This window comes from Ensifer sp. Root278 (assembly GCF_001429285.1).
Lineage (GTDB): Bacteria > Pseudomonadota > Alphaproteobacteria > Rhizobiales > Rhizobiaceae > Ensifer.
Map to the genome: position 1 here is coordinate 91,176 of NZ_LMJJ01000043.1, position 22,822 is coordinate 113,997.

The following is a 22,822-nucleotide window of genomic DNA, read 5'->3' on the forward strand; positions in this document are numbered from 1 at the left end:
TGGAAAAGGGAGCCGGCTTCAGTCCGGCTTTCCGTCCAGCACGAGAGCATGGGCCGGAAGGCGATACTTCGGAACGGTCGACGGCGCCGGCCCCACGCGCAGGACATTGATCAGCCGGTGGCCGGGTGGCAACGGGAAGCGCTGCCGCATCGCCTCTGCAGCGGACGGTAGATCAGCCAGCACCGCCATCGGCCAACCGGCGAAGCCGAGACGCGTGAAACCCAGCCAGAAACGATAGAAGGCTTGTCCGGAGACGATTGGGCTCTCGTCTTCCGGCCGATGGAACAGGAGGCAAGCCGCGGCGGTTATCGTCTTTCCCGCTTCGGCGACGAGACTTTTGCCGAGGCCCAGCCGATCGGCAATGTCGAAAAGTGGTGAAGCGAGCACATGCTCCGCCAGTGCGCCTTCCAGCCGCCCCATCTGCAGCGCGGCAATATTGAGCCCATCGAAGGCATAGGCCGGATGGGTTGGAGAAAACCGCATCCACGCCACGAGTTCATTGCGGAACGATCTATCGCGCATGATCGACAGACTTGCGCGGTCGTTAAGTGCGGCAATGAAGGCGAGATCCTCGTGGCCGCTGGCGAGCTTTACATCAGCCGTCTCAGCCACCCAGTGCTCGAGCCTTTCGATCTGTTCGGGCGCCGCGGGCAAGAAGCGGGCACGCCATGTGAAGCGCTTGGTGCTCCAGCCGGCAAGCTCCGTGGGCATCGCCGCGCGCGCAAGGGTCAGCCGCGCGGCCAATCGGTAGTCGGGCCTCCAGTCGAGAATGTTATCGCCCCAGAGATCTTCGATGGCCACACCGATCCCGCGCGCGGCGAGCGCCATCACCATGCCCTCGAGCGCCGCTCCACAGGAGAGCCCCATATCGCGACCGGTCGGATCGCCGATGCCGAGGTGCCGGGAGAGGTCGGCAGCAAGCAGAATGCATCCGTCTTCGTCCAGTATCCAGCGGGCCGGCTGGGTATTGTGGACGGAGGGGGCGAGATTGGCCTCAGCCGCCAGATCGACGAGCATGGCGGTGTCAATGCGGCTCATAATGTCTTTCCGAAGAGATGCAGACGATGCAGGGGCCTTGCGCCGGCTTTTTCCACCTGCCTCAGGCTGGCCGCATTGACGTCCGCGATCCAGGTGCCGCCGGCAGTCTCGTAGCCGGCGCGGCGCATTTCTTTGAGCACACGGGCAAGAAGGAGCGGATTGAGGCCGCGCCCCTGATGCTCCGGTTTCACACCCTGGAATATGATCACGGCACGGCGGCGCTTGAGGCGGTGCTTGAGCAGATGCCAGGGCGCACTCAACCCGAGCCGCGAGCCCATCGCCTTCAGCATCGGATTGACGTCGGGTATGGCAATCACCGCACCGGCTGGCGCGCCGTCTTTCTCCGCGACCGCCGAGATGCGTGGATCCATGATCCACTTCATCTCCTTTGCCTGAAAGTCGTATTCCGCACGGCTGACGGGCACGAACATCGGATTGTCGGCGAAGCTCTCGTTGAGGATCAGCCGGGAATCCTCCAATCTCCGTTCGAGCGTTGCCCGCCGGATCGGTGAAAAACGGAAGCCGTCGTCGAAAAGCGCGCGCATTTGCGCACTGGCGAGCAGACCGTCGACTGCCACAGTGCGGACGTCGATTTCGAAGGTGGTCATCGGGAAGCATGGGGCGTACCCCCGGCGTTCCAGCAGGCGGGGCAGATGCGGTGGCCCCCAGATCTGATCCGTATAGGGCGCGTTCTCGAAACCGCCGGTCATGATGCCGACTTGCTGCATGGCAGTCAGGTTGAAGTTTCCGAGGATTTCCCCAAAGCCCTTCGCGCGCGCCCAATCCTCTGCCCGCTCCAACAGGGCGGCCGCGACGCGCTCGTCGTCGGCACAGTCGAAGTAGCCGAAATAGCAGCGATCGAGGCCAAACTTCGCGTTCGATGCGCGGTGCACGTGGGCTGTTATGCGCCCGCGCACGGCGCCGCCTTCATGGGCCGTGAAGATGGCGAAGTCTTCTGCCGTATCGAAGAGAGGGTTCTTTTCAGCTGAAAGGAAACGCCTGAGGTCGCTGAACATCGGCGAGACATAGGGCGTGCGTGCACCGTAGATCTGAAGGGGCGCAGTGAAGAAGGCGTCGATATCCCCCTCGCGGATCTCAATCATGGAGCGGGTTCCTCTCGGAGATCAGCATGGCCATGCGCTGGACGACCTTCAACTCTGTCTCCGCACCCGGTGTGGCAGTGACGGAGGGCATGTTGAGCGCAATGAGCCGGAACGGCCGGTTCGACACCAGCATGACATGGGTGGCCTCGTATTTTTCGAGCAGCCAGGCAAGCTGCTCGGCATCCGATTGGGAAAGGCTGCCCGTTTCGGTAGTGCGCATCAACGGCCGGGCAGCAAAGAGCGCCTTGATCACCGGCAAGTCGAGGTCTGAAAGTTCATTCTCGCCAAGCAAAAGTGCGCCATCCACCAACGGATGGTTCTGTAATTCCTTGAGGAAGCCGAGCGTGTCGTCGATGCGGTCCTCGGCCAGATGCCGGATCAGGCTCTGCCGCCTTTGCTCCGTGCGAAGGCTTAGGCTGTCTTTCCAGATCACGCCAAGCAAGGCGGCGCTGAGGATGACGCTGGCCGCTCGCACCAGCGCTGCCGGTTCGAGCCCGTTTTCGAAGCCGACGACAAGGGCTGCGAGCAGAGCGACCGAAAGCAGGATGGCGAAGGAAACGACCGTGTCACGATGCCCCGCGGCGCGCTGGCCAAGGCTGATCAGCAGCCAGCACAGGAACAGGATCGCGACCCCGCCGAGCCGCACCGGCTGGTCGATGTAGGCCGAGCGGAAATCGGTGACGAGGAGTGGCAGGATCAGAAGCAGCGAGAGGGCCATGCGGTCAACCGCCTGGTTCTCCGCCTTTGACAGGCTCGCCCGGTCGCGCGTTACCGTCATATGCCCGGCGAGAGCGAAGGTGACGAGTTGATAGACGAACAGCAGCGCGACACGCCAGGGCTCGGCGATCGATGCCGGAAGGAAGGCGAGCGCGAAGAAGGTGGCCGCGCCGCCGGCTGCGATCCATTTCGTCGTCCTCGGTGCATGGCGGCGCAACAGACCCTCGGCGAGGAGAACTGTCGAGAGCGGAACGAGGCCCGCAGTTATGATCGTTGCGGCTTTGAAGATGAAGAGGTCCGTCCACCAGGCGAGCACCCGGCTCGCCATCAATGCCGCCAGCACCTGCAATCCAAAGAGGAAGCGGCGGTTCAGCGGGCTTTCCGTATCGAAGCTACGGATGGTGCCGATCAGCACAAGGAGGCCGCCAAGCGCCGCCAGCGAAACGAAACTATCGGCAACGAGCGGCGTGTTCATGGCGCTGCCGGAGCCGCAAGGCGCTTGAGGTAGCGACGTACCAGCGGACGCAGCAGCGCAGCGACGATTGCATTGCGGGGCCGTTCGATGCGCCCGGCATGGAGGTTGAAGAACCAGCCGCGGCAATCGGCGGACTGTGGACGGCCGAGGACCACGTGGATCGCCTCGTAGGCCATCAATGTGCCGGTGGAGATCACCATTGGCGCGAAGGACATGCGACTGCGGGTGCCGGCAATCACTTCGCCGGCGAGCGAAAGATCGACATGGTGGCGTGACGACGAATGGACCATCACGTATTCCGCCTCGCGCAGGAAAGCTTCCGTCCGCTGGTCGGCCGTCAGTGCGTTCCAGGCGGTTCCGGCAGTCGGATAACCGAGCCGCTCTTCCGGCATCGGATCTTGCGGTCGCGTCACGTACACGGAGGGCAAAGGAGACGCATAGGCGTCGATCACCGTCCGGCCGAGGTTTCGCGAGACGCGATAGAGCAGGAGGCTGGCGCCGAGATCGTCCGTCCCGTTGATGACGACGTCCGCGTCGGCAATGAGCGTCTCGGCATGATCGGTCCAATCCGGGCCGAAGACGGTCACGTCCAAGTCGGGATTGATCTTTAGGCAGAGGTCTCGGGTCGCTTCTGCCTTGGGGGTGCCAATAGTGTCGGCAAAACAGAAGACCTGGCGATTGAGGTTCGACAGCTCGAAGCGGTCGATATCGGCGAGGATGAGACGACCGATGCCGGCCCGCGCCAGCGCCTGGATGCAGGCGCCGCCCATACCGCCGGTTCCGCAGACGAAGACGGTCGCCAGTCTCAAGCGTCGTTGCTCCGCCTCCGTGACGAAGCCGATGTTGCGCGTGGTGAAGGCCTCATAGGAGAAGACGCTGCTCATTGGTTTGAAGGCCTCAATATGCCCCACTGCCGACGGCTGTCCGCCCAATGCAAGACCGGTAGAGCCAGCCTTTGGACGAGGATGACGAAACTTGCGACGGCAAGACGACCGAGCGCGTTGCGCGGCACGCTTTCCATGAGGTAACGCTGCGCCGCGTTGAGGTCGAGCTGTCCGATTTGAAGCAGGTCGTCGCCGCGATCGTAGTCGAGTTCGGCCGCGCAGAAATCGTTGTACTCAGCCTTGCGGTGCTTCGGCGCCGCCTCGAAGGTCTTTTTCAGGTTGTCGGAACCGCCCGTATAGGCGTTGGTGATCACGAAGCGATCGGCGTCGAAACCGGCATCAGGACCGACGCCGAAGACATGCCGATGGGAGCCCATGATCGCCGTGGCGATCAGTTGCTGATGCAACGATCGGCGCGCGCCGCGCGTGGGCGCAGGGAAGACGCCACTGAAGGTCTCGGCCACCATGCCGGCAACGGCCGGCACCTGGGTGACATTTGAAATCCAGAGCGGACGAAGCTGGTTGCGCAGGAAAAGAAGAAAGCAGGTGAGACCGTAGAGCACCCAGGAAAGCCCCTGGCTGCGAACTGCGGGATCGATCATCACCAGCCCCAGGTGGAGAACGTCGACGGGTTTGCCCGAGAGAGAGACCTGGATGACCGGCAAGGCGTTGAAGGCGACCGGCTCGCCGTCGGAAACCCGATAGACGACCGTCACGATCGTCCGGGCGAGGGCGTCTTCACGCTCGGAGAAGACGCCGTAGTCCAGCTCTCCATCGGCAACCGATCGCTGCGCGACCTTTCGCAGATCGTGCCGCAGTCTGGCGACTTCCCGCTCGCTCATCCACAGCCCGGGAGCTTCCACGATCCTCGCGCGGAAATCTGGTGAAGTCTTGAATGAGAGGTCGAGGCGCTTCTTCAGCACGACCGATATCAGATTGTACAATGGCCCGGCCCGGCAGCTTCAATTCTAGAATGGAGGTTTGTGCAAGCTTGGGTCGCATCTTCGCGGGAGAGAGCAAACATTTGGTTTAATTTTTGCCTGAGAGCAAGCGCCAACGGTTTGGTGTCAGGCAGTGATGCCGTGATTGTCCTCGCCGACGCCTCTTTTTCTCACAAGAAGCGCAGATCGTCATAAGACAAGCGCCGTGCGTTCAGATGAACGCACAAAAGTACGCTCCAGCACTTTGATTCTAGGGTATCTTTTCGCTTCTAGTTATTCCACTTGAAAGCGGGAGCTCTAGTCGAGCATGACCATATGAGCGGTCAGTTGTTCCTCGAAGAATTTCGAGAACGTCGCGATGCGCGGCGGTAGGGCCTGGTACGGCGGATAGTAGAGTGTCAACCAAAGGTCTGGTGGCGACCAGCCACGCAGAACATGGACGAGCCGTCCGCTGCGAATATGCTCGGCGATATGAAATCCCGGCAGCATCGCCACGCCCCCGCCGTCTGCGGCCATGTCGGCAAGTACCTCGCCATTGTTGGCGCTGAATGCCCTTCCGGCGACGATGGTGATGCTCGAGCCTCCGTCCGAAAGCAGCCAGTTCTCCCGTCGGCTTTCGCCGCTATAGGCGAGACAATCGTCCGGGGTCAGCTCGCTCGGGTGTTGCATCTCAGCGAACCTGCTGCCTGGTGCGGCCACCAATATCCTCGGCACCACCTTGATCTTGCGCCATATCGTGAACTTGTCCGACGGCGCCGACGAGATGCGGATCGCGAGATCGTAGTCGTCGTCAACGATATCGACCAAGCCGTCCGACAGCGAGATCTCGAAGCACATTTTCGGGTAGAGCTCCCGGAAGCCGGAGAGGATCGGCGGCAGCACCGTCTTGCCGAGCCAAGTCGGCGCGCTGATCCTTAAGCGTCCCTGGTCAGCCTTGTGGGCATTCTTGACGTCGCGCCGCGCGTTTTCGAGCGTTTCGACCGCCGGCTGGATCTGGGCGGCAAAAACGGCGCCGTCCGTCGTCAGCGATACCTGGCGGGTCGTGCGAACAAACAACTGGACCCCGAGATCATCTTCAAGCGCGGCAATGGCCCGCGTGACGGCAGCGGGCGTCATATCGAGCTCGCGGGCAACCTGAGCGAAGTTGCGCTTCTCGGCGGCCATCAGGAAGATTTTCAGGGCTTTATGATCGTTCATCTCTATTGTTTCAAAAATCGCAACTCACTCGAAAGAAATATTGCAATTCTGCGACCTAATCAACCCGAGTACATCTCTTCGCATCGACGGACAAGTCAACGAAGAAAGGCACGGGCCATGATCAAGGATATCAAGGGACTGCATCACGTCACCTCCATGGCGTCGGATGCGCAGCAGAACAACAGGTTTTTCACCGACACGCTCGGCCTTCGCCGCGTGAAGAAGACAGTCAATTTCGATGATCCGAGTGTGTATCACCTTTATTATGGCGATGAGAACGGTACGCCTGGTACCGTCATGACGTACTTTCCGTTCCCGCACATGATGATCGGGCGGCCGGGCGTCGGCGAAGTCGGCGAAACCCAGTTCTCCATTCCAAAGGGGGCGCTGGCCTTTTGGAAAGACCGTCTCATTGCGCAAGGTGTGGGTGGTATTCAGACCGATACGGTCTTCGGCGCCAATCGCCTGCGTTTCACGGGCCCCGATGGTGACGGCCTCGCCCTGGTCGAAGCGGCCGACGACGTCCGCGCCCCCTGGCTTGCCGAGGGCATTTCCGAGGCCAACGCCATCCGCGGCTTCAGCGGTGCCCGCTTCAACCTTCACGACACTGCGGCGACCGAAGAACTCCTCCGTTTCATGGGCTATGAGCGTTCTGAAATCGAAGGGGACGTCACGCGGTTCATCATTCCCGGCGGCAACGGTGCAGACACGATCGACTTGGCGGCGCTCCCGAAGACACCGTTTGCCCGCCAGGGGGCAGGTTCGGTCCATCACATCGCCTTTGCGGTCGAGAACCGTGAAAAGCAGCTCGAAGTGCGCAAGGTATTGATGGACACCGGCTACCAGGTAACCCCCGTCATCGATCGCGACTATTTCTGGGCGATCTACTTCCGGACACCGGGCGGGATCCTGTTCGAGATCGCAACGAACGAACCCGGCTTCGACCGCGACGAGGATACCGCTCATCTCGGCGAGGCGCTGAAGCTGCCGAACCGATACGAGCCTTTCCGCAACAAGATCGAGGCAAATCTGGCTCCGCTTGCTGCATGAGGTCAGCGCCTGACCGGCGCCACCCGCAAGCAGCGCGTCCACCCTGGAAAACGCATCGGATACGATAGGCAAAGCCACTCTGGGCCGACCCGCTCGGAGTGGCAGCTACACCAATCAAGGATCACCGTCATGAAACTCTATCTCCTGTCACTCGGCGCCGGACTGCTCGTCGGCATTGTCTATAGCCTCCTCAATGTCCGCTCGCCGGCACCGCCGGTTATCGCCCTGGTCGGTCTTCTTGGAATTCTCGTCGGCGAACAGATCGTTCCTTTTGCCAAAACTCTGTGGGGCAAGGAGCCGGCGGTGATTTCCTGGATCAACCAGATCAAACCCCACATGTTCGGTCACATGCCGAAGGGAGAAAACCGGAGCGATGTCGCTGCGGCCCAGCGGGTTCGGATCAAGTCTGATAGCTGAGCCCGCGCCGAAAGCCTTTCCGCGTCCAGCACGAGCCCAATCGAAATGGCAGAGCCGGAACGGCAAGTTCTGAAGCCCCTTCGATACCGAGAGATTGCAACCTCGCTGCCAAACGGCGAAACATTGGCAGGGCCGATCCGACAGGCCCTGTCGACCTCTGGAGAACGATCATGAGCGGAACCAGGCTTTTCTCGCCCTTCGAAATGGGATCGCTTAATCTGCGAAACCGCATCGTCATCGCGCCAATGTGCCAATATTCGGCCACGGACGGGCAGATGACCGACTGGCATCTTATTCATCTCGGTAATCTGGCCATGTCGGGTGCGGCTGTGCTCACCATCGAGGCGACCGCAGTCCTGCCTGAGGGCCGTATTTCCTATGGCGATGTCGGGCTTTATTCGGATGCCTGCGAGCGCGCGATGGGCCGGGTTCTGGACGGGGTGCGTCGGTGGTCCGACATGCCCATCGCCATTCAGCTCGGCCATGCCGGACGGAAAGCTTCCAGCGAAGTCCCATGGAAAGGCGGCCGCCAGATCAACCCGAAGGACGAAGGCGGCTGGAAAACCGTCGCACCGAGCCCTGTCCCGTTCCACGATGACTATGACCATCCGGTTGCGCTCGATCGCGCCGGCCTTGCGCAGGTCCGCTCGGCCTTCGCCGACGCCGCCCGTCGCGCCGCCGCTCTCGGGCTGGACGCTGTCCAGATTCATGGAGCTCACGGCTATCTCCTGCATCAGTTCCTGTCGCCCCTCTCCAACCGTCGCACGGACGACTATGGTGGAACGCTGGAAAACCGCATGCGCTTCCCCCTTGAAGTCTTCGAGGCCGTTCGCGCGGCATTTCCGGCGGACCGGCCGGTGACGATGCGGGTCTCGGCGACCGACTGGGCCCAGAACGGCTGGGATATCGAGCAAACCATTACCTTTTGCCAGGCGCTTGAAGCACGTGGCTGCTCGGCTATTCATGTCTCGTCGGGCGGCCTTGCATCCCACCAGCAAATTGCGATCGGCCCAAGCTATCAGGTACCCTTTGCGCGCGCCGTCAAAGAGAATGTGGCGATACCAGTCATCGCCGTCGGCCTCATTACCGAGTTCGAACAGGCCGAAGCAATCCTGACGACGGGTGATGCCGACCTCATCGCGATTGCCCGCGCCATTCTCTACGATCCCCGCTGGCCCTGGCATGCCGCCGCGCATTTCGGCGAGCGGGTGTGGGCGCCCGATCAGTATCTGCGATCGCAACCCCGACAACTCCGTCATCTCTTCGACCGCTAAAGCCTGTCGCGCAAAAGTGCGCAGCGGTTTTGCGACAACGACATGCGAAACATCAAAAACTTAGAGCGCAAGGAGCGAATCTGAAAGATCGCGACGCGCTTTAGGCAGACGTAAGAACCGGCGCCCCCGCCATACCGATGTCGGATCGCGCCCTGGTTCATTCCGGCGCAGAAAGAAGACCGTCTCCTGCGGCAGGAGACGGTCTCAGCGGCCCGGGGCGGCCCGGGGGTTTCGAAAGGTAGACCTGCGCGGTGCGCCACGTAACTACACTTAGGTATCGGTGCGCCTGGACAAGAAGCTTGTTTTGTCCGGCGAAAACGGCGGGAGCGCAAACGGATCGTCGCCTCCTATCCATCAGTTTCTGCAACAGGCCGTTTGAAGCCCGGCCGGAGAAGGGAAAGCGTCCCATGAACCAATCCGAAAACAATGTGGTTATCGAGCGCCCGGAGCTGCACCGCTTCGAACTGGCGGTCGACGGGGGCATCGCCGCCGTCTACTACCGTCAGGAGGATGGGCGCCTAGTGTTGATCCATACGGAGGTTCCTGAGGAATTGTCCGGCCGCGGGATCGGGTCGCGGCTGGTGACCGGCGTTTTCGACCTCGTGAGAGCGAGCCACCGGAAAGTCGTCATCCGTTGCCCGTTCGTGGCCGCCTGGTACGCTCGCCATCTGGACTATGGCGACGTCGTCGACGGTTGACCGGCGCGACCGACCGTCAAAGCTTGGCGTCACCGCGCGCCGCATCAAGGCCGACGGGTCCGCCGCCTGCGGCAGCGAGGTAGAGGAACACGAAACAGAAGATGATGGCGGCCGTACCGCCGTTCTGAGCCGGATAGAAACCCTGCGGCGCATGGCGCAGGAAATAGGCCGACGCCATGAGGCCGGAAAGAATGAAGGCGGAAAGCCGGCTCTTGAAGCCGACCAGCAGCGTGAAGCCGAGGACGAGTTCGAACAATCCGGCAATCCAGGGCAAGGAGCCGACGGGCGGTCCGCCGCCGTCACTTGCGGGAAAGCCGGTGACCTTCTGCGTTCCGTAGCTGAAGAGGACGAGGGCGGAGACGATGCGCAAAAGGCTGAGCAGATAAGGGGCCAGCTGGTTGGATAAAGCGTGCATGCGTGTTTCCTTTGCAAGCGACCCGGTGAGGTCAATGTGGGCGTGATCTGAAACATTCAAAATAATGACCGGCTTCATGCGAAGCCGGTCTTATTGTGGGTCTGGGGTGTTGCGCGGTGGGCAGATCGCCCCGTTATTTTGCCGGGTTGGGGCCGATCGTCTTGCCGTGGCTGACGCGTTCGTCGCCCTTGTGAACCATGGTGACGGCGTAATCGATGCCCATGCCGTAGGCGCCGGAATGCTCCTTCACCAGCGTGGTGACGGCATTGTAGGTTTCCTTAGGACCTGCTGCCAGGTCACCGGGATGACGCCGGCCTGGACCATGCGGTCCATGGCGTATTTGTGCGCATCGGCCGAGGTGCCGCCGGAGGCGTCGGCRACCATGTAGATCTCGTAGTCGGTGTCATGCATGCACGACAGCGCGAAGGTGGTGTTGCAGACTTCGGTCCACAGCCCGGAGACGACGATTTTCTTGCGGCCGTTGGCGGCATTTTTGGCCAGGGCATCGCGGACGTTCTGATCGTCCCAGGAATTCATCGAGGTGCGTTCGAGAATGTCGTTTTCCGGGAAGACGGCGAGCAGTTCGGGATAGGTGTGGCCGGAGAAGGACCCGGTTTCGACGGTGGTGATGGTGGTTGGAATGTTGAAGACCTTTGCCGCCTTGGCGAGACCGACGACGTTGTTCTTCAGCACCTGCCGATCGATCGACTGAACGCCGAAGGCCATCTGCGGCTGCTGGTCGATGAAGATCAGCTGGCTGTTTGCGGGGGTCAGGACTTCGAGTTTGCTGGACATGGANCCTGCCGATCGATCGACTGAACGCCGAAGGCCATCTGCGGCTGCTGGTCGATGAAGATCAGCTGGCTGTTTGCGGGGGTCAGGACTTCGAGTTTGCTGGACATGGGCTTTCTCCTCTTTGAGCTGGTTGGCAAGCGGGGCGTCGGTGCCCGGCCTTGGCCGGTCTGGGGTGAACTGGTTTGGTGAGAACAGGTGTAGCCGACCGGGTTGCGCTGCTGAATTGCAATAATGATTTCGATTGAATTGCGGATAATGAAATAATTGGTGATGACTCGCGGGTTTGTGTATCCGCCACGGTCAAGGCGGCAGCCGGCGGGGCGTGGGGATGCCGGCGACCCGATCCGTCGTGTGCGGCCAAGCGGATGCCGCGTGCGGTTGTTCGAAAGAGGCGCGTCGGGTTGCGCGCCATACCCGGCGTCGCGCACCGTCAAAACGCAGTGCTTCTGCGCCTTTTCCGATGTATACTTCAGGACAAGCGGGGAAAATGGAGGTAAGCCAATGAATAGGCTAACGATCATTGCCTTGTCCATGGCGTCGGCGCTGACCAGCGTTTCGCCAGCCATGGCATTTCCCACAGCAGCGGACGTCCCGAAGATCGAAACGACGCAAGCGCAACTGGTTCAGTACAGACGATACGGTGGCGGTTACCGCGGCGGTTACCGCGGCGGTTACCGCGGTGGTTACCGAGGTGGTTACGGTGGCGGTTACCATCACGGGCACCACAACGGTGGCGACGACGATTGGGCCTGGGCGCTCGGCGGACTGGCCCTCGGTACGATCATCGGTGGAGCGCTGGCGCAGCCCTATTATGGCTCGGGCTACTACGATCAGGGCTATTATAACCAAGGCTATTACGGCGGCCCGACCTACTATCGCCCGCGTTACTATGCGCCACGCTATTACCGGCAGACCTATTATGGCGGCAACGCGCATACGAGCTGGTGCTATGCCCGCTACCGGTCCTACAGGGCTTACGACGACACGTTCCAGCCCTATTACGGTCCGCGGCAGATTTGCATCTCGCCCTACTGACGGGTCAAAGGCCTTCGAGCGAAGGCCAATATTTGACGAACATAGGCCTATATCCTAGATCTACACCCAACGTCAGGTTTAGGTGGGTGCCATTTGTCGTCCCTCATGCAGATTGGAGAACTGTCGGAACGTGCAGGCGTCAGCCACCGCACGATCCACTATTACGAGCGCCTCGGGCTGGTGAAGCCAGCCGAGCGTGAGGGCACGGGCTATCGCTACTATGACGAAGTGGCCGTCAAGCGGCTGGAAAAGATCGCCGCACTCAAGCGACTCGGCTTGCGCCTCGACGAAATCGCCGCCGTCATCGACCTCTATTTCGAGGATGCAAACGGCATCAAGGGCAAGGAAAGGGTACTGGAAATCCTGGAGGCCCAGCTCGTCAACGCCGATGCCCAGCTTGATGAACTCACTGCATTCAAGCGCGACCTGGAATCCAACATTACCCGTATGCAAGAGCTGATCGCGCAAGCGAGGCGGACCTAGAGCAAGGCCGGCGGGGACAATTGCGTCCACGATCTACACTTAACGTCAAGTTACATATTGCCTCACCCGGTCTCCAAGCCAACCGAAGGAGTTTTGACATGCCTCGCATACGCCCCCTCATTGCGCTCGCTGCTCTCGGTCTCGTCTTCTCGCCAACCACAGCCAGCATTGCGCTTGCGGAAACTCAGAAGGGAACGTCCATGAAATCGGCAACGCTTTCGGCGCAGTCCGTGGCGACCGTCATCAGAACAGTCATGCCGGTTGGCTACGATGAGGTCGCTCGACGCCCTGCCACTCTGGACGGTCAGGGCGCCGAGCTTGTGCGCTATGAGCGAACGGATGGCCGCAACGCGGCGCTTGGTGGCGAGCATTTCAGCACCGTCATCGCCGCGGATGGCCGGCTCAAGGGGTTCGCTCGCATCGACCTTGCTCTGGTTGGCGGTCAACTGCCGACGCGCGAGGAGACGCAGGCGATCGCCATCGATTTCCTGCGCGACGCGGCACCTGATCTCCTGCCGGTGCTGAAGATCAGCTGGATCGACCCCTATGACGAGCCGCTGCGGGTCGCCCGCAATGGGCGCACGGAAGATCTGACCCTGACGGGCATGAAAGTCAAAATGCGGAATACGGCCGATGGCCTCTGGATGTGGGTCATCGTCGGCGCGGACCGCAAGGTCATGGTGTTCGAGCGCGATATCAACTGGATCACATTCCCGGGCCATCGCGGCACGGAAAAGTGGCTTCACGACTCGTGGCTCGTCGAAAACGGACACGATGTTGACCGAGGCTGACCGTCGTCCTCCGATCGGCCGGGACGCCGCCTCTATGCGCTCGCGACCAAGATGCCGGCTGACGACCTCATCCTCCAGTTAAGAGCGCGAAACCGGTCTCTGATGACGATCTTTCCGTGTGTGATGTCCGCGCGGATACCACTTCGGATTTCTTCCGAAAGAATCCTTGCAAGGCGGCGCGAACCGTTTTTGGCGCGGTACAGCCGATCCGATGCCGCTTCGAGGGCCGCTGTTCAAGTTCGATCTGCCGACGTAGTGTCCGCGCATTGATTTCTAAGGCAGGACGGAATGACGACGATCACGATGAACGAAGCGCTCGACCGTGCCGGCACGGGACCCTATCAGTACCGCTTGATTGGCATCTTCGGTTTGGTCTGGGCGGCTGATGCCATGCAGGTTCTTGCCGTTGGTTTCACGGCAGCCTCCATCGCCGCGACGTTCGGTCTGACGCTTCCGCAGGCACTGCAGACCGGTACCCTGTTCTTTCTCGGCATGCTGATCGGAGCGGTTGGTTTTGGTCGGCTTGCCGATCGCATCGGTCGGCGGCGGGTGCTGATTGTCACCGTGGCCTGCGATGCCATCTTCGGCATGCTATCGATCTTCGCACCCAGCTTCGGCGTCCTTTTGTTCCTGCGGTTCCTCACGGGTGCTGCAGTCGGCGGTACCCTGCCGGTCGACTACGCCATGATGTCGGAGTTCCTGCCCGCCCGAAGCCGCGGTCGCTGGCTCGTCATGCTCGAAGGGTTCTGGGCCGTGGGAACGTTGATCGTGGCGGTGGCGGCATGGCTCGTCGCGCTCGCGGAACTCACGGACGCATGGCGCTATATTTTCGCGATCACGGCCATCCCGGCGGTGCTCGGCCTCGGCCTGCGCTTCCTCGTTCCGGAGTCGCCGCTCTATCTGCTTCGTGCGGGCAAGGCTGCCGAGGCAAAAGCCATCGTCAACCAGATGCTCGTCACCAATCGTCACCCTCAGCTCGAAACGACCGTATCGATCGCACTTCCTGCGGCCTCACCGAGTGCCGGCATCTTCTCTGGGGATCTGCGCCGCCGCAGTCTTCTGATCTTGGCCGTGTGGTTCCTCGTTTCGGTATCCTACTACGGCGTCTTCACCTGGATGCCGCCGCGGCTCGCGGGAGAAGGCTTCGGCTTCGTCCGCGGTTATGGTTTTCTCGTTCTGATCGCTTTGGCGCAAATCCCAGGCTACGCGCTCGCCGCCTATGGCGTCGAGACATGGGGACGCCGGCCGACGCTGGTCGGCTTTTGTCTTCTCTCCGCCTTGAGCTGCCTGCTTTTCGTCGTGGCAGATGGGGCGACGATCATCGCAGCGTCGCTGCTCATCATGAGTTTTGCGCTGCTCGGCACCTGGGGCGCGCTCTACGCCTATACGCCGGAGCTCTATCCAACGGAGTCTCGAGCAACCGGAATGGGTGCGGCGGGCGGCATGGCGCGCCTCGGCGGTCTGCTCGCTCCTTCCTTGATCGGCATCCTGGTGACCCAGAGCTTCGGGCTTGCAATCGGCACCTTTGCCGGTTTGTTGCTGGTGGCTGCGATCGCGGCCTGCCTGATCGATGCGGAAACCCGGCTTGCATCGCTGGCGTGAGGTCACGGACGAATACGCCCATTGCTCCCGGTGAAAAGGGCACTAATCACAGAGGTGCGGAAATGGCAGATCTGCCAAGGTGTTGGGACACGATCGGCCTGTGCACAACCGGTGGATAGAATGCGGACAACTCGGGGAGCAATGACGTCGGGCTTTCTGATCGAGAAAACCGTTCTAGCATGCACATGCGGCCGATCCCACGGTCGCTAGTGTAGCAGCTATATCATCGGGACCGGTGCATTGCGCCGGTCCCGATCCTCTATCCAGATCTTTCTTCGGCAGCAGGCGCCGTTCCGCCACGGTTCTGCAACACGCCGCGCCGAGTGCCCGGAGTCAACCGGGTATCACGTGCGCCTCCTCATGTGCGGTGCACGCATAGCTGCATTGCACAATAATTGTTTTCCAGGTGGTCAAAAATCAGGCATAAAGCACACAGCTGATGCATATGGCGGTTCTCCTCCCAATGCCGCCGCAGCAGCTGTTCCCCTCTGGAGGTTTATTGACCTTCACACCTTATGGGCCGCGGTCTTCCGTCGGCCCTTTTTTCTTTTCTGGCCGCGCCTGTTTTCTCCGCTCAAACCGCCCGCGCCAATTGCGTTTCGGCAAAGCGCGTTCTGTAATGCCCTCATCCTGGAGGGGTGGAGGCAGAGCGCGTGGAACCGACACATTTGTTCGAGCTGGTGATTGGCATGTTTGTGGCGATCATCGCCCTGCACTATGTCGCCGACAGGTTCGGGTCACCGCCTTCCGTCGCACTGCTGGCCGGCGGCGCATGGACGATCGCCGTTGGCCGACTGCGCCGGCATCTGATCGGCATCGCCTCGCTGGCGATCGGCGCGGTGTTCTTCACCTGTGCCGTGGTCGCCGTGGTCACGCATCTGCTTTTCCCCTCGCTCCCCTGGGCCGCCTGCGCGGCGCTAGGGGCGATCGTGTCGCCGCCCGACGCGGTTTCGGCCCGTGCCGTGCTGCAGCGTGTGCGGCTGCCTCGGCGGCTGCAGATCCTGCTCGAGGGAGAAAGCCTGCTCAACGACGCGAGCGGCCTAGTCCTCTTCCGCTTCGCGATTGCCGCCGGCGTCACCGGGGCCTTCAGCGCGAGCGAAGCGGTCGGCAGCTTTTTCGTGCTGGCGATCGGCGGCGCCCTTGTCGGTACCGCCATCGGCACGGCCTGGGTCCTGCTTGCGCGCCGTCTTGGCGACGAATACCTGATCATCGCGGCCACGGCCCTGCTGTCCTGGACCTCCTACCTGCTCGGCGAGTTCCTGCATGTTTCAGGCGTCATTGCCACCGTCACCACCGGCCTGATCGCAAGCTGGCACCAGCACACCGTGCTCACGGCGGCAACGCGCATGCGCGGCTCGTCGTTCTGGACCGTCATCGTCTTCCTGATGGAGGCTGCCGTCTTCATTCTGATCGGCCTGTCGCTTCGCGGCGTCGTCGAGCGCGGAGGCGGCTTCGATGTCGTCGCCGCCACCATGTGGTGGCCAATCCTAGCAATTCTCGTGGCGCTCTCCGTCGCGCGCTTTGCCTGGGTGTTTGGCTCGGATTTCGCCATCCGCCTCGGAAACGCCCTTGGGATGGAGCGCTATCGGCCGCTTGGGGCACGCGCGGCAACGGTGGTCTCCTGGGCAGGTGTGCGCGGTGTTGTCACGCTGGCCTTGGCCCTCAGCATACCGGAGGGCTTTCCCGGTCGCGACTTCATCCTGGTGACATCCTTTGCCGTCATCTTGGGGACCGTGCTCGTCCAGGGCACCACGCTCGGGCGGGTGATCGCATGGGCGGGGCTCGTCGAGCCGCCATCGGAAAAGGCGCGCCTCAGCATGAGCCAGGCCGAGGCGGCCATGGCGCAGGCGCAACTCGTGACCATTCAGAGCCACGCTTATGATGGCGGAGGCACCCTCATCCATCCGCAACTGCTCGATAGGTATCAGCGCCGGGCGGTGTCGATCGTCGATTACGCCGAGCGCACGGAGCACTACGCGCCCATTCTTCATGCCCATTTCGACGTCGTGCTCGAAGCGGTCGCAACCGGACGGCGCGAACTCATCCGGCTTCATCGCGCCGGCGAGATCGACGACGAGACGCTGCACGAATTGGAACGGGACCTCGACCTTGAAGAATTGAGCGCGCTCGCCGCCAAGGCGTGAGGAGCGCTCCCAGTGGATAGGGAACAAAGCGCGTCGGCTATTGCCGGCGCCGTTTTATCTCAGGCAAACCGGATCGCGTTTCGGGCGCGGGCCTTGGCCGCTTCTTCTTCGCGGTTGCGCGGCGGCTGCGACGTTTCGAGTGAATAGAGCAATTCCCGGGCGCAGGCCGCGATCGAATTGACGGCGTGCTCGAAGGCCGCCTCGTTGCGCTTGGCCGGTTTGGTTGTTCCGCTCAGTTTGCGCACGAACTGCAACGCGGCGTCATGGATCTCCGCGTCCGTCGCCGGCGGCTCGAAATTGAACAGGGGTTTTATGTTTCGGCACATGACGGGCTCCCGGTCCTCTTCGTTCTCGCTCCTGTAGAGGCCCGGATCTTAATGCTCGTTCCCCATTGGCGAAAGACCTTTGCCGTCTCTCTCCTGCAATCCGACTGTTCGGCGCCTCCTGTCAGGAGCTCCTGCCGTTCGATGCCAAGCGCGTGCCGGCCGCGCGTCCGCCGCTCGGCACCACGACGATCTGCTTGACCTTGCCTTGTTTGAAGGCGGTCAGGAAACGCGGATAGTCGGCGAAGGCGACGCAGCCATGGGATTCGGCGCGCTTGCCGCGCAGCAGATAGCTGTGGGTCAGGAAGCCGTCGCGGCCGTGTTTGTTCTTTCCGTCGATCGGCAGCATGCGGATCGCCTCGACCCCATGGAAGCGCGTCTCGCGCATCTTGAGATTATAGATGTGCGGCGGGGTCGGCCCGGTCATCTTGACACCCACGTAGCGCGGATTATCGGCCATCTTGCCGATGCCGGAATGGGCCTCGAGCACGCTGCCATCGGGCATGTAAACCTTGGCCGCGGTGATGTCGTAGACGGCGACGCCATTTCCTGCCTTCGCTCCGCTGCCGAAAATGTTGCGCAGCGCCTGGCCGAAGCCGGTGCCGGAACTGTTTTCCGTCGGATCTTCCGGCCGGGCATAGGCGAGCTTCGGCTTTGCCGGCGCTTCGCGTTCGCCGGTCTTCCCGGTCTCTTCGGTCTTTGGCGCAGCCTCGACTTCGGCCTGCTCGGCCTCAGGTTTCTCGGTTTCCGCAACAGGCTTCTGCACTTGTTCTGTGCGCGGGCGGAACTGCGGCATGGGACCGACAGACGGCGTGTCCTCATGGCTCGGCAGTGTGGCCGTGTCGTCAGCTGCGTCCGGTTCCGGCTGTTCGGCGAGATCGTCCTCGACGGGCGCGGTCAGCACGGCGGAAAACGCGCTGCCTTCCACATGGCTCTGAGAGGGGGTGGCATAGGCGAGCTGGACTGCCGGCTTGTCAGCGAAACCGCCGGTCATCGGGGCGAAGCGTTCCGACGCAGGCACGCTCAGCGTTGCGGCCTGGTGGCGAGATTGCGCGGAAGCGGAGGGGGCGGAATTGCTGGCGAGCTTTTCCGACGCCAATACCGCTTGCTTCACCGCCGCCGCCAGGCGCGCGCTCTTGCCGAGCATTTCGGCATCTTTCGGAAATTCAAGATCGCGCGCGAATCTCGCTTCGCTGGGCGTCAGGCTTGCGACCACGGCCGGCTGCGTCGCAGCGGCCGCGACGAGCCGCGTCGCCTGGTTGACCCTGGCGTGTTTGTCCCAGGCGCGCTCCTTTGTCTTCTCGGCCAAATGGAGCTGCGGTTTGGGCAGCAGGCGGCCCGAACCATGCGTGAAGGAACTGTTCATCGCGACCATACCGACGAGCGACCACGCAGCCGCGCCGACAAGAGCGGTGCCGCAGCAAGTGATCAGCAATGGACGCAACAGACGATTCAAAGACTGTGGGCGAATGATCTTACTCAACAACGCAAATCAAGCCAGAAATTCACGCAAAAGGCCCTCAGGCCGGCGAGCGACCACCGCTGCGCGACTTCCGGATTGTCCCCTTCTTGACGACTGATGGACAAAAGATGGAGAAGTATGGTTAAATTTTGCTTTCCAAGCGGCGAAAATCAGCATTTTTTCGACGCTCGCCTCAAATCGGCGAGCGAGCCTGCTCGTAGAGGTGGCTAAGGCGCTTCAGGGCCGTCCACTGCGTGCGAGATGCTCGAACAGGCTAAGCGCGGGCGGCGTCAATTGTCCGTCACTGCGGATGCACACCGACAGCCGCCGCACGGCCCATTTTTCCTGAAGGTGAATGACAGCGATCTGAGCGGGCCGGCGGCATCGGCGAGCCGCTTTTTCCGGCACGATGCCGATCCCCACGCCAGCGCCGGCCATGCGGCAGATATCATCGAAGGTGCGCAGTTTCACGCGCAGCTTGAGCCTGGCGCCGAGCTTGGCCGCCTGCCCCTCGATGTGATCCTGCAAGGCGCCGCCCGCCAGGCCGATGAAGCGTTCGTCGAGAAGGTCGGCGAAGCGGACCTGCGTTCTCTCGACGATCGGATGGTCGTGCCGGGCCACCACGACGAGCCGGTCGGTTGCGAAGGGGCTGAGCGTCAAGCCGCTTGTCTCCACCGCATCAGAAAGAATGCCGATCTCGGCGAAGCCGGCAGCGATGCTCCTGGCAATCTCGATGCTTTGCCGCTCCTTCAGGTCGATGTCGATCTGCGGGTTGGCTGCCATCCAGGCCGCGAGCCTTTCAGGAATGAACTCGGTCATCGCTGCGGTGTTGGCGAGGACGCGAACGGTGGCGCGCAGCCCCTTCGCATAGCTTCCCAGTTCACTGCGCATCTGCACCGTCTGGCGGATGATCATGCGCGCATGGTGGACGAGCGCCTCGCCCGCCTCCGTCGGAGTGACACCGCGTCGCCCCCGCGTGAGCAGGGCAACGTCGCCCGCCACCTCCATGGCGCGCAGCCGTTCGCTTGCCGCCGGAAGGGAAAGCCCAACCTCCAGCGCGCCATGGGTGATGCTGCCGGCATCCACGACGGCGAGAAACAGGCGAAGATCATTGAGGTCGAAGGACATTCAGCAAGGATAATCGATAAACAGCCTTCGGGCCAGCCGAAGTCTGGGATCGGGACTTCCGCATTGTCTATGCCGCCGAACCGGCTATGCCGTTCACATGTTCGATGCGTCGTTTTCTTTTCTGTTAGCCGTGGCCGCGACATTTTTCGTCGCCGGTCTCGTCAAGGGCGTGACCGGAATGGGCCTGCCGACCGTGGCGATGGGCGTGCTGGGTGCGCTGATTTCACCGGTCGCGGCGGCAAGTCAGCTGGTTGTTCCGTCCTTCGTGACCAATGTCTGGCAGCTTCTGGCGGGACCCGGCATCCTGTCGCTCGCGCGAAGGTTCTGGTCGATGATGCTGGCGATTGTCGTCGGAACGCTGCTCGGCTCCGCATGGCTGGTGAGTGGGGATACACGGCTGACCACCGCCGCGCTCGGGGCCGCGCTCGTCATCTATTCCGGCTACGCGCTGCTTGCGCGGCCGTTCCGTATAGCTGAACGACAGGAACGGTGGCTCTCGCCGATTGTCGGAACGCTGACCGGCGTGGTGACCGGCTGCACCGGGGTCTTCGTCATTCCCGCCGTGCCCTATCTGCAGGCCCTCGGCCTTGCGAAAGACGACCTCGTGCAGGCGCTGGGACTTTCCTTCACCGTTTCGACTGTCGCATTGGCGGCCGGGCTTGGCGCCCAGGGTATCTTTCAGGCCGAAACCCTTGCACTTTCCGTGATTGCAGTCGTGCCCGCGCTTCTCGGAATGTGGGTGGGGCAACGGTTGCGCGGCAGAGTGGGCGCGCAGGCGTTCCGCCGCGGTTTCCTGTTCTGCCTGTTCCTCTTGGGCGCGGAGATGGCTCTGAGACCCGTGTTTTGAAACCGAGGCATGGATAAACTTGGCAGCCGCTTATCCCGCTGTAGTCGGCAACCGGTAGATTTCGGTCTGTTCCGTCCGACCGGAAAGGCAGTGTTTGCCAAGCGGCGTGAGGTCGGAGCGGCCTTCGGTCAGGAAATCGACGGTTTCACCGCTCAGGAGCACGACGATCTCTTCGCTCGGCGCCACCGACTTGCCGAGCTGCTCGATGCGGTTGCAGACATTCACCGCATCGCCGACGATCGTATAGGCGGACCGCCCGCTCATGCCGATATTGCCCGAGACGACCGGACCGGAATGGACGCCGATGCGCACTCTGAGGGGAGCTAGCCCCTGCCGGCGCCGATCCGCGTTGTCCTTAGCGACCGCAAGCGCAATGGCGCGGGCCGCGCGCATGGCGCGATCGGCATGATCCGGCTGGTCGTCCGGAGCACCCCAAAACGCCATCACGCAATCGCCGATGAACTTGTCGATCGTGCCGCCCTCGTCCTCGATGCATTGGCCGAGTAGATCGAAATGCCTGTTCAGGAGTGCGGCGACTTCGGCAGCGGTGGTCTTTTCGGCCGTGGCGGTGAAATCGACCACGTCGGTAAACATGATGGTCACCGTTCGCTGCGTCGAGACGAGATCTCCGCTTCCCAGCAGATGGCGCACCAGTTTCTTCGGCACGTAGGTTTCGAGCCAGCGCAGCCCGGTCAACATCGTATTGTAGGCGCGCGCCTGTTCGTTCAGCTCCGTGAACAGGCTGCCGGGCAGGGGGCGAAGAGCCGCGAAGTCGAGCATGCCAACGGCGCGGACCTCACGCGCCATGCTGGTGACTGGGCGAACAATCAGACGGCTGACGACCCATGCAATGACGATCGCCGCGAGAAGCACTACGAGACCGGCGACGCCGGCGCGCAGCAGGTCGGAAATCGGTTTCTCCAGGGCTTCGATCGGCACCTCGACGCCGACGATGAGAGGAGCGGGTGCGTAACCGCTGACCTCGCGGGTGAGAATGACACGACCCTTGTCCCCCACTTCCACGACACGAGCCTCCAGCGCCGAGTCGTGGAAGGTCTCGGGTTCCCCATCCCACAATGCGGCAAGGAACGGATCGCCAAGTTCGCTAAGCTTCGGCAGCCGGTGCTCTGCGGACAGGAGCGGATGGCCCGATGCCATCATCGGATGCGCGAGCACCTGATCGCGGCCGTAAAGGACGAAGGGTGTCGTCCCGGGATTCGAGACGGCGATCTGGCGCAGGAAGTCCGAAATGGCATCGACCGTGATCGTTGCCCTGAAGACGCCGGCAAACTGGTCGCCGGCGCTTGCCGGTTGCTGCAGGTTTGTGACCGACGTGCGTATCGCCGGATCTGGAACGAAGTAGACCGGCCCCCATTCGGCCTTGCCGCTACGGCGCGCCTCGTCGATCTCCGTTCGCTCGTTGTCGGTCCTGATCGTGTCGGCGAAGGAAAAGACGCCCTTGGGGCCCTGGGTCACGCCGAAGATTTCGCCATTTGGCTTGACGAAGGAGAGCACGCGCACCTGCGGGGTCGCCGCGAGCGCGCCCGTCATCACCCGCTCCAGGGCCAGCGTGTCCGCCGGATCGAGGCGCCCGGCCCCGACTTCCTTTGCCAGGAACGCCAGCTGGTCCTCAACCGGGGCGAACCGGCTGCCGATTTTCGTCTGGACGGCGTCGAGGCCAAGATGGGCCGATTGGGCGAGCAATTCGCGCGTAGCACCGGCCGACATGTACCAGACGACGGAGAGGATGACGGCGGCTGTCAGAGCCACCAGTGCCGCCATCACGATCGCCAGCGTGCGCGACAGGGATATGGTTCGCTTTCGTGTGTCGGCGTCGACCGCCCCGGTTGTCTGCAAAGACATGCCCCAAGTTGGAAACGGCGCCACATACGTCATGGCGCTCGTAAGGATGATAGTTCTTCTAACGATTCCTGCCCTTTTTTCAAACAGACCGGGGTCCGCTTGGGTAGGCGAAGGCTGCGACGTGATGTGCATCGCAATCG

General features: G+C 62.2%; 21 protein-coding genes and 2 pseudogenes. 10 read left to right on the forward strand and 13 right to left on the reverse strand.

Features of this window, described 5'->3' with window-relative positions:
• Positions 1–18: 18 nt before the first annotated feature.
• The 6 genes from ASE60_RS29630 to ASE60_RS29655 form a co-directional block, all read right to left on the reverse strand.
• Positions 19–1,038 (reverse strand): hypothetical protein, encoded by a 1,020-nt coding sequence (locus tag ASE60_RS29630; RefSeq protein WP_057255181.1) that lies wholly within the window; start codon positions 1,036–1,038, stop codon positions 19–21.
• Entirely contained in the window at positions 1,035–2,141 is a 1,107-nt protein-coding gene (locus ASE60_RS29635) for a GNAT family N-acetyltransferase (protein ID WP_057255182.1), read from the reverse strand. The genes ASE60_RS29630 and ASE60_RS29635 overlap by 4 nt, the downstream gene beginning before the upstream one ends.
• Positions 2,134–3,333, reverse strand: coding sequence for a hypothetical protein (locus ASE60_RS29640; RefSeq protein WP_057255183.1), 1,200 nt, complete (start codon positions 3,331–3,333; stop codon positions 2,134–2,136). The genes ASE60_RS29635 and ASE60_RS29640 overlap by 8 nt, the downstream gene beginning before the upstream one ends.
• Positions 3,330–4,217 (reverse strand): ThiF family adenylyltransferase, encoded by an 888-nt coding sequence (locus ASE60_RS29645; protein WP_057255184.1) that lies wholly within the window; start codon positions 4,215–4,217, stop codon positions 3,330–3,332. The genes ASE60_RS29640 and ASE60_RS29645 overlap by 4 nt, the downstream gene beginning before the upstream one ends.
• A complete protein-coding gene (locus ASE60_RS29650; RefSeq protein WP_156414748.1) occupies positions 4,214–5,161 on the reverse strand; it encodes a hypothetical protein in 948 nt (315 codons plus the stop codon). Before ASE60_RS29650 ends, ASE60_RS29645 begins: the two co-directional genes overlap by 4 nt.
• A gap of 294 nt (positions 5,162–5,455) precedes the next feature.
• On the reverse strand, positions 5,456–6,355 hold the full coding sequence (locus ASE60_RS29655) for a LysR family transcriptional regulator (RefSeq protein WP_057255185.1): 900 nt from the start codon (positions 6,353–6,355) through the stop codon (positions 5,456–5,458).
• Between the two features lie 117 nt (positions 6,356–6,472).
• On the opposite strand from ASE60_RS29655, the gene ASE60_RS29660 reads away from it, so the two are divergent.
• The 4 genes from ASE60_RS29660 to ASE60_RS29675 all read left to right on the forward strand — a co-directional run bounded on the left by ASE60_RS29660 (position 6,473) and on the right by ASE60_RS29675 (position 9,794).
• On the forward strand, positions 6,473–7,405 hold the full coding sequence (locus ASE60_RS29660) for a VOC family protein (protein WP_057255186.1): 933 nt from the start codon (positions 6,473–6,475) through the stop codon (positions 7,403–7,405).
• 129 nt (positions 7,406–7,534) lie between these two features.
• Positions 7,535–7,822, forward strand: coding sequence for a XapX domain-containing protein (locus ASE60_RS29665; protein WP_057255187.1), 288 nt, complete (start codon positions 7,535–7,537; stop codon positions 7,820–7,822).
• 170 nt (positions 7,823–7,992) lie between these two features.
• A complete protein-coding gene (locus ASE60_RS29670; protein WP_057255188.1) occupies positions 7,993–9,096 on the forward strand; it encodes an NADH:flavin oxidoreductase/NADH oxidase in 1,104 nt (367 codons plus the stop codon).
• Between the two features lie 407 nt (positions 9,097–9,503).
• Positions 9,504–9,794, forward strand: coding sequence for a GNAT family N-acetyltransferase (locus tag ASE60_RS29675; protein ID WP_057255189.1), 291 nt, complete (start codon positions 9,504–9,506; stop codon positions 9,792–9,794).
• Positions 9,795–9,810: 16 nt separating this feature from the next.
• Here ASE60_RS29675 and ASE60_RS29680 read toward each other — a convergent pair whose 3' ends face one another.
• The 3 genes and pseudogenes from ASE60_RS29680 to ASE60_RS34955 all read right to left on the reverse strand — a co-directional run.
• Entirely contained in the window at positions 9,811–10,209 is a 399-nt protein-coding gene (locus ASE60_RS29680; protein ID WP_057255535.1) for a DoxX family protein, read from the reverse strand.
• Positions 10,210–10,342: 133 nt separating this feature from the next.
• Positions 10,343–11,004 (reverse strand): annotated as a pseudogene (locus ASE60_RS29685) (hydrolase).
• A gap of 4 nt (positions 11,005–11,008) precedes the next feature.
• A pseudogene (locus tag ASE60_RS34955) lies at positions 11,009–11,111 on the reverse strand (hydrolase); the annotation flags it as partial.
• A gap of 394 nt (positions 11,112–11,505) precedes the next feature.
• Between ASE60_RS34955 and ASE60_RS29690 the strand changes: the two are divergent.
• The 5 genes from ASE60_RS29690 to ASE60_RS29710 all read left to right on the forward strand — a co-directional run bounded on the left by ASE60_RS29690 (position 11,506) and on the right by ASE60_RS29710 (position 17,059).
• Positions 11,506–12,039, forward strand: coding sequence for a BA14K family protein (locus ASE60_RS29690; RefSeq protein ID WP_057255190.1), 534 nt, complete (start codon positions 11,506–11,508; stop codon positions 12,037–12,039).
• Positions 12,040–12,132: 93 nt separating this feature from the next.
• Positions 12,133–12,522 carry a MerR family transcriptional regulator gene (locus tag ASE60_RS29695; RefSeq protein WP_200964214.1) on the forward strand — a complete coding sequence of 130 codons (390 nt, stop codon included), beginning with the start codon at positions 12,133–12,135 and terminating at the stop codon, positions 12,520–12,522.
• A 98-nt stretch (positions 12,523–12,620) separates the two neighbouring features.
• Entirely contained in the window at positions 12,621–13,313 is a 693-nt protein-coding gene (locus ASE60_RS35345) for a hypothetical protein (protein WP_200964215.1), read from the forward strand.
• A 288-nt stretch (positions 13,314–13,601) separates the two neighbouring features.
• Positions 13,602–14,915: an MFS transporter gene (locus ASE60_RS29705; protein ID WP_057255192.1), complete on the forward strand. Its 1,314-nt coding sequence runs from the start codon at positions 13,602–13,604 to the stop codon at positions 14,913–14,915.
• Between the two features lie 653 nt (positions 14,916–15,568).
• Positions 15,569–17,059: a sodium:proton antiporter gene (locus ASE60_RS29710; RefSeq protein ID WP_057255193.1), complete on the forward strand. Its 1,491-nt coding sequence runs from the start codon at positions 15,569–15,571 to the stop codon at positions 17,057–17,059.
• Positions 17,060–17,118: 59 nt separating this feature from the next.
• Here the strand turns inward: ASE60_RS29710 and ASE60_RS29715 are convergent, their stop codons facing one another.
• The 3 genes from ASE60_RS29715 to ASE60_RS29725 all read right to left on the reverse strand — a co-directional run bounded on the left by ASE60_RS29715 (position 17,119) and on the right by ASE60_RS29725 (position 19,972).
• A complete protein-coding gene (locus ASE60_RS29715; protein ID WP_057255194.1) occupies positions 17,119–17,385 on the reverse strand; it encodes a DUF2277 domain-containing protein in 267 nt (88 codons plus the stop codon).
• A 121-nt stretch (positions 17,386–17,506) separates the two neighbouring features.
• Positions 17,507–18,826, reverse strand: a complete 1,320-nt coding sequence (locus tag ASE60_RS29720; RefSeq protein ID WP_244495732.1) for a DUF2778 domain-containing protein — start codon at positions 18,824–18,826, stop codon at positions 17,507–17,509.
• 255 nt (positions 18,827–19,081) lie between these two features.
• Positions 19,082–19,972 (reverse strand): LysR family transcriptional regulator, encoded by an 891-nt coding sequence (locus ASE60_RS29725; RefSeq protein WP_057255196.1) that lies wholly within the window; start codon positions 19,970–19,972, stop codon positions 19,082–19,084.
• Between the two features lie 97 nt (positions 19,973–20,069).
• On the opposite strand from ASE60_RS29725, the gene ASE60_RS29730 reads away from it, so the two are divergent.
• A complete protein-coding gene (locus ASE60_RS29730) occupies positions 20,070–20,819 on the forward strand; it encodes a sulfite exporter TauE/SafE family protein (protein WP_057255197.1) in 750 nt (249 codons plus the stop codon).
• Positions 20,820–20,849: 30 nt separating this feature from the next.
• On the opposite strand, the gene ASE60_RS29735 is transcribed toward ASE60_RS29730, so the two are convergent.
• On the reverse strand, positions 20,850–22,682 hold the full coding sequence (locus ASE60_RS29735; RefSeq protein WP_156414749.1) for an adenylate/guanylate cyclase domain-containing protein: 1,833 nt from the start codon (positions 22,680–22,682) through the stop codon (positions 20,850–20,852).
• Positions 22,683–22,822: the final 140 nt, after the last annotated feature.

What these genes read in the sequence shown, in the direction of transcription:
- ASE60_RS29630 (WP_057255181.1), bottom strand. Translation starts at nt 1,038, where the DNA reads ATGAGCCGCATTGACACCGCCATGCTCGTCGATCTGGCGGCTGAGGCC.
- ASE60_RS29635 (WP_057255182.1), bottom strand. Translation starts at nt 2,141, where the DNA reads ATGATTGAGATCCGCGAGGGGGATATCGACGCCTTCTTCACTGCGCCC.
- ASE60_RS29640 (WP_057255183.1), bottom strand. Translation starts at nt 3,333, where the DNA reads ATGAACACGCCGCTCGTTGCCGATAGTTTCGTTTCGCTGGCGGCGCTT.
- ASE60_RS29645 (WP_057255184.1), bottom strand. Translation starts at nt 4,217, where the DNA reads ATGAGCAGCGTCTTCTCCTATGAGGCCTTCACCACGCGCAACATCGGC.
- ASE60_RS29655 (WP_057255185.1), bottom strand. Translation starts at nt 6,355, where the DNA reads ATGAACGATCATAAAGCCCTGAAAATCTTCCTGATGGCCGCCGAGAAG.
- ASE60_RS29660 (WP_057255186.1), top strand. Translation starts at nt 6,473, where the DNA reads ATGATCAAGGATATCAAGGGACTGCATCACGTCACCTCCATGGCGTCG.
- ASE60_RS29665 (WP_057255187.1), top strand. Translation starts at nt 7,535, where the DNA reads ATGAAACTCTATCTCCTGTCACTCGGCGCCGGACTGCTCGTCGGCATT.
- ASE60_RS29670 (WP_057255188.1), top strand. Translation starts at nt 7,993, where the DNA reads ATGAGCGGAACCAGGCTTTTCTCGCCCTTCGAAATGGGATCGCTTAAT.
- ASE60_RS29675 (WP_057255189.1), top strand. Translation starts at nt 9,504, where the DNA reads ATGAACCAATCCGAAAACAATGTGGTTATCGAGCGCCCGGAGCTGCAC.
- ASE60_RS29680 (WP_057255535.1), bottom strand. Translation starts at nt 10,209, where the DNA reads ATGCACGCTTTATCCAACCAGCTGGCCCCTTATCTGCTCAGCCTTTTG.
- ASE60_RS29690 (WP_057255190.1), top strand. Translation starts at nt 11,506, where the DNA reads ATGAATAGGCTAACGATCATTGCCTTGTCCATGGCGTCGGCGCTGACC.
- ASE60_RS35345 (WP_200964215.1), top strand. Translation starts at nt 12,621, where the DNA reads ATGCCTCGCATACGCCCCCTCATTGCGCTCGCTGCTCTCGGTCTCGTC.
- ASE60_RS29705 (WP_057255192.1), top strand. Translation starts at nt 13,602, where the DNA reads ATGACGACGATCACGATGAACGAAGCGCTCGACCGTGCCGGCACGGGA.
- ASE60_RS29715 (WP_057255194.1), bottom strand. Translation starts at nt 17,385, where the DNA reads ATGTGCCGAAACATAAAACCCCTGTTCAATTTCGAGCCGCCGGCGACG.
- ASE60_RS29725 (WP_057255196.1), bottom strand. Translation starts at nt 19,972, where the DNA reads ATGTCCTTCGACCTCAATGATCTTCGCCTGTTTCTCGCCGTCGTGGAT.
- ASE60_RS29730 (WP_057255197.1), top strand. Translation starts at nt 20,070, where the DNA reads ATGTTCGATGCGTCGTTTTCTTTTCTGTTAGCCGTGGCCGCGACATTT.
- ASE60_RS29735 (WP_156414749.1), bottom strand. Translation starts at nt 22,682, where the DNA reads ATGTCTTTGCAGACAACCGGGGCGGTCGACGCCGACACACGAAAGCGA.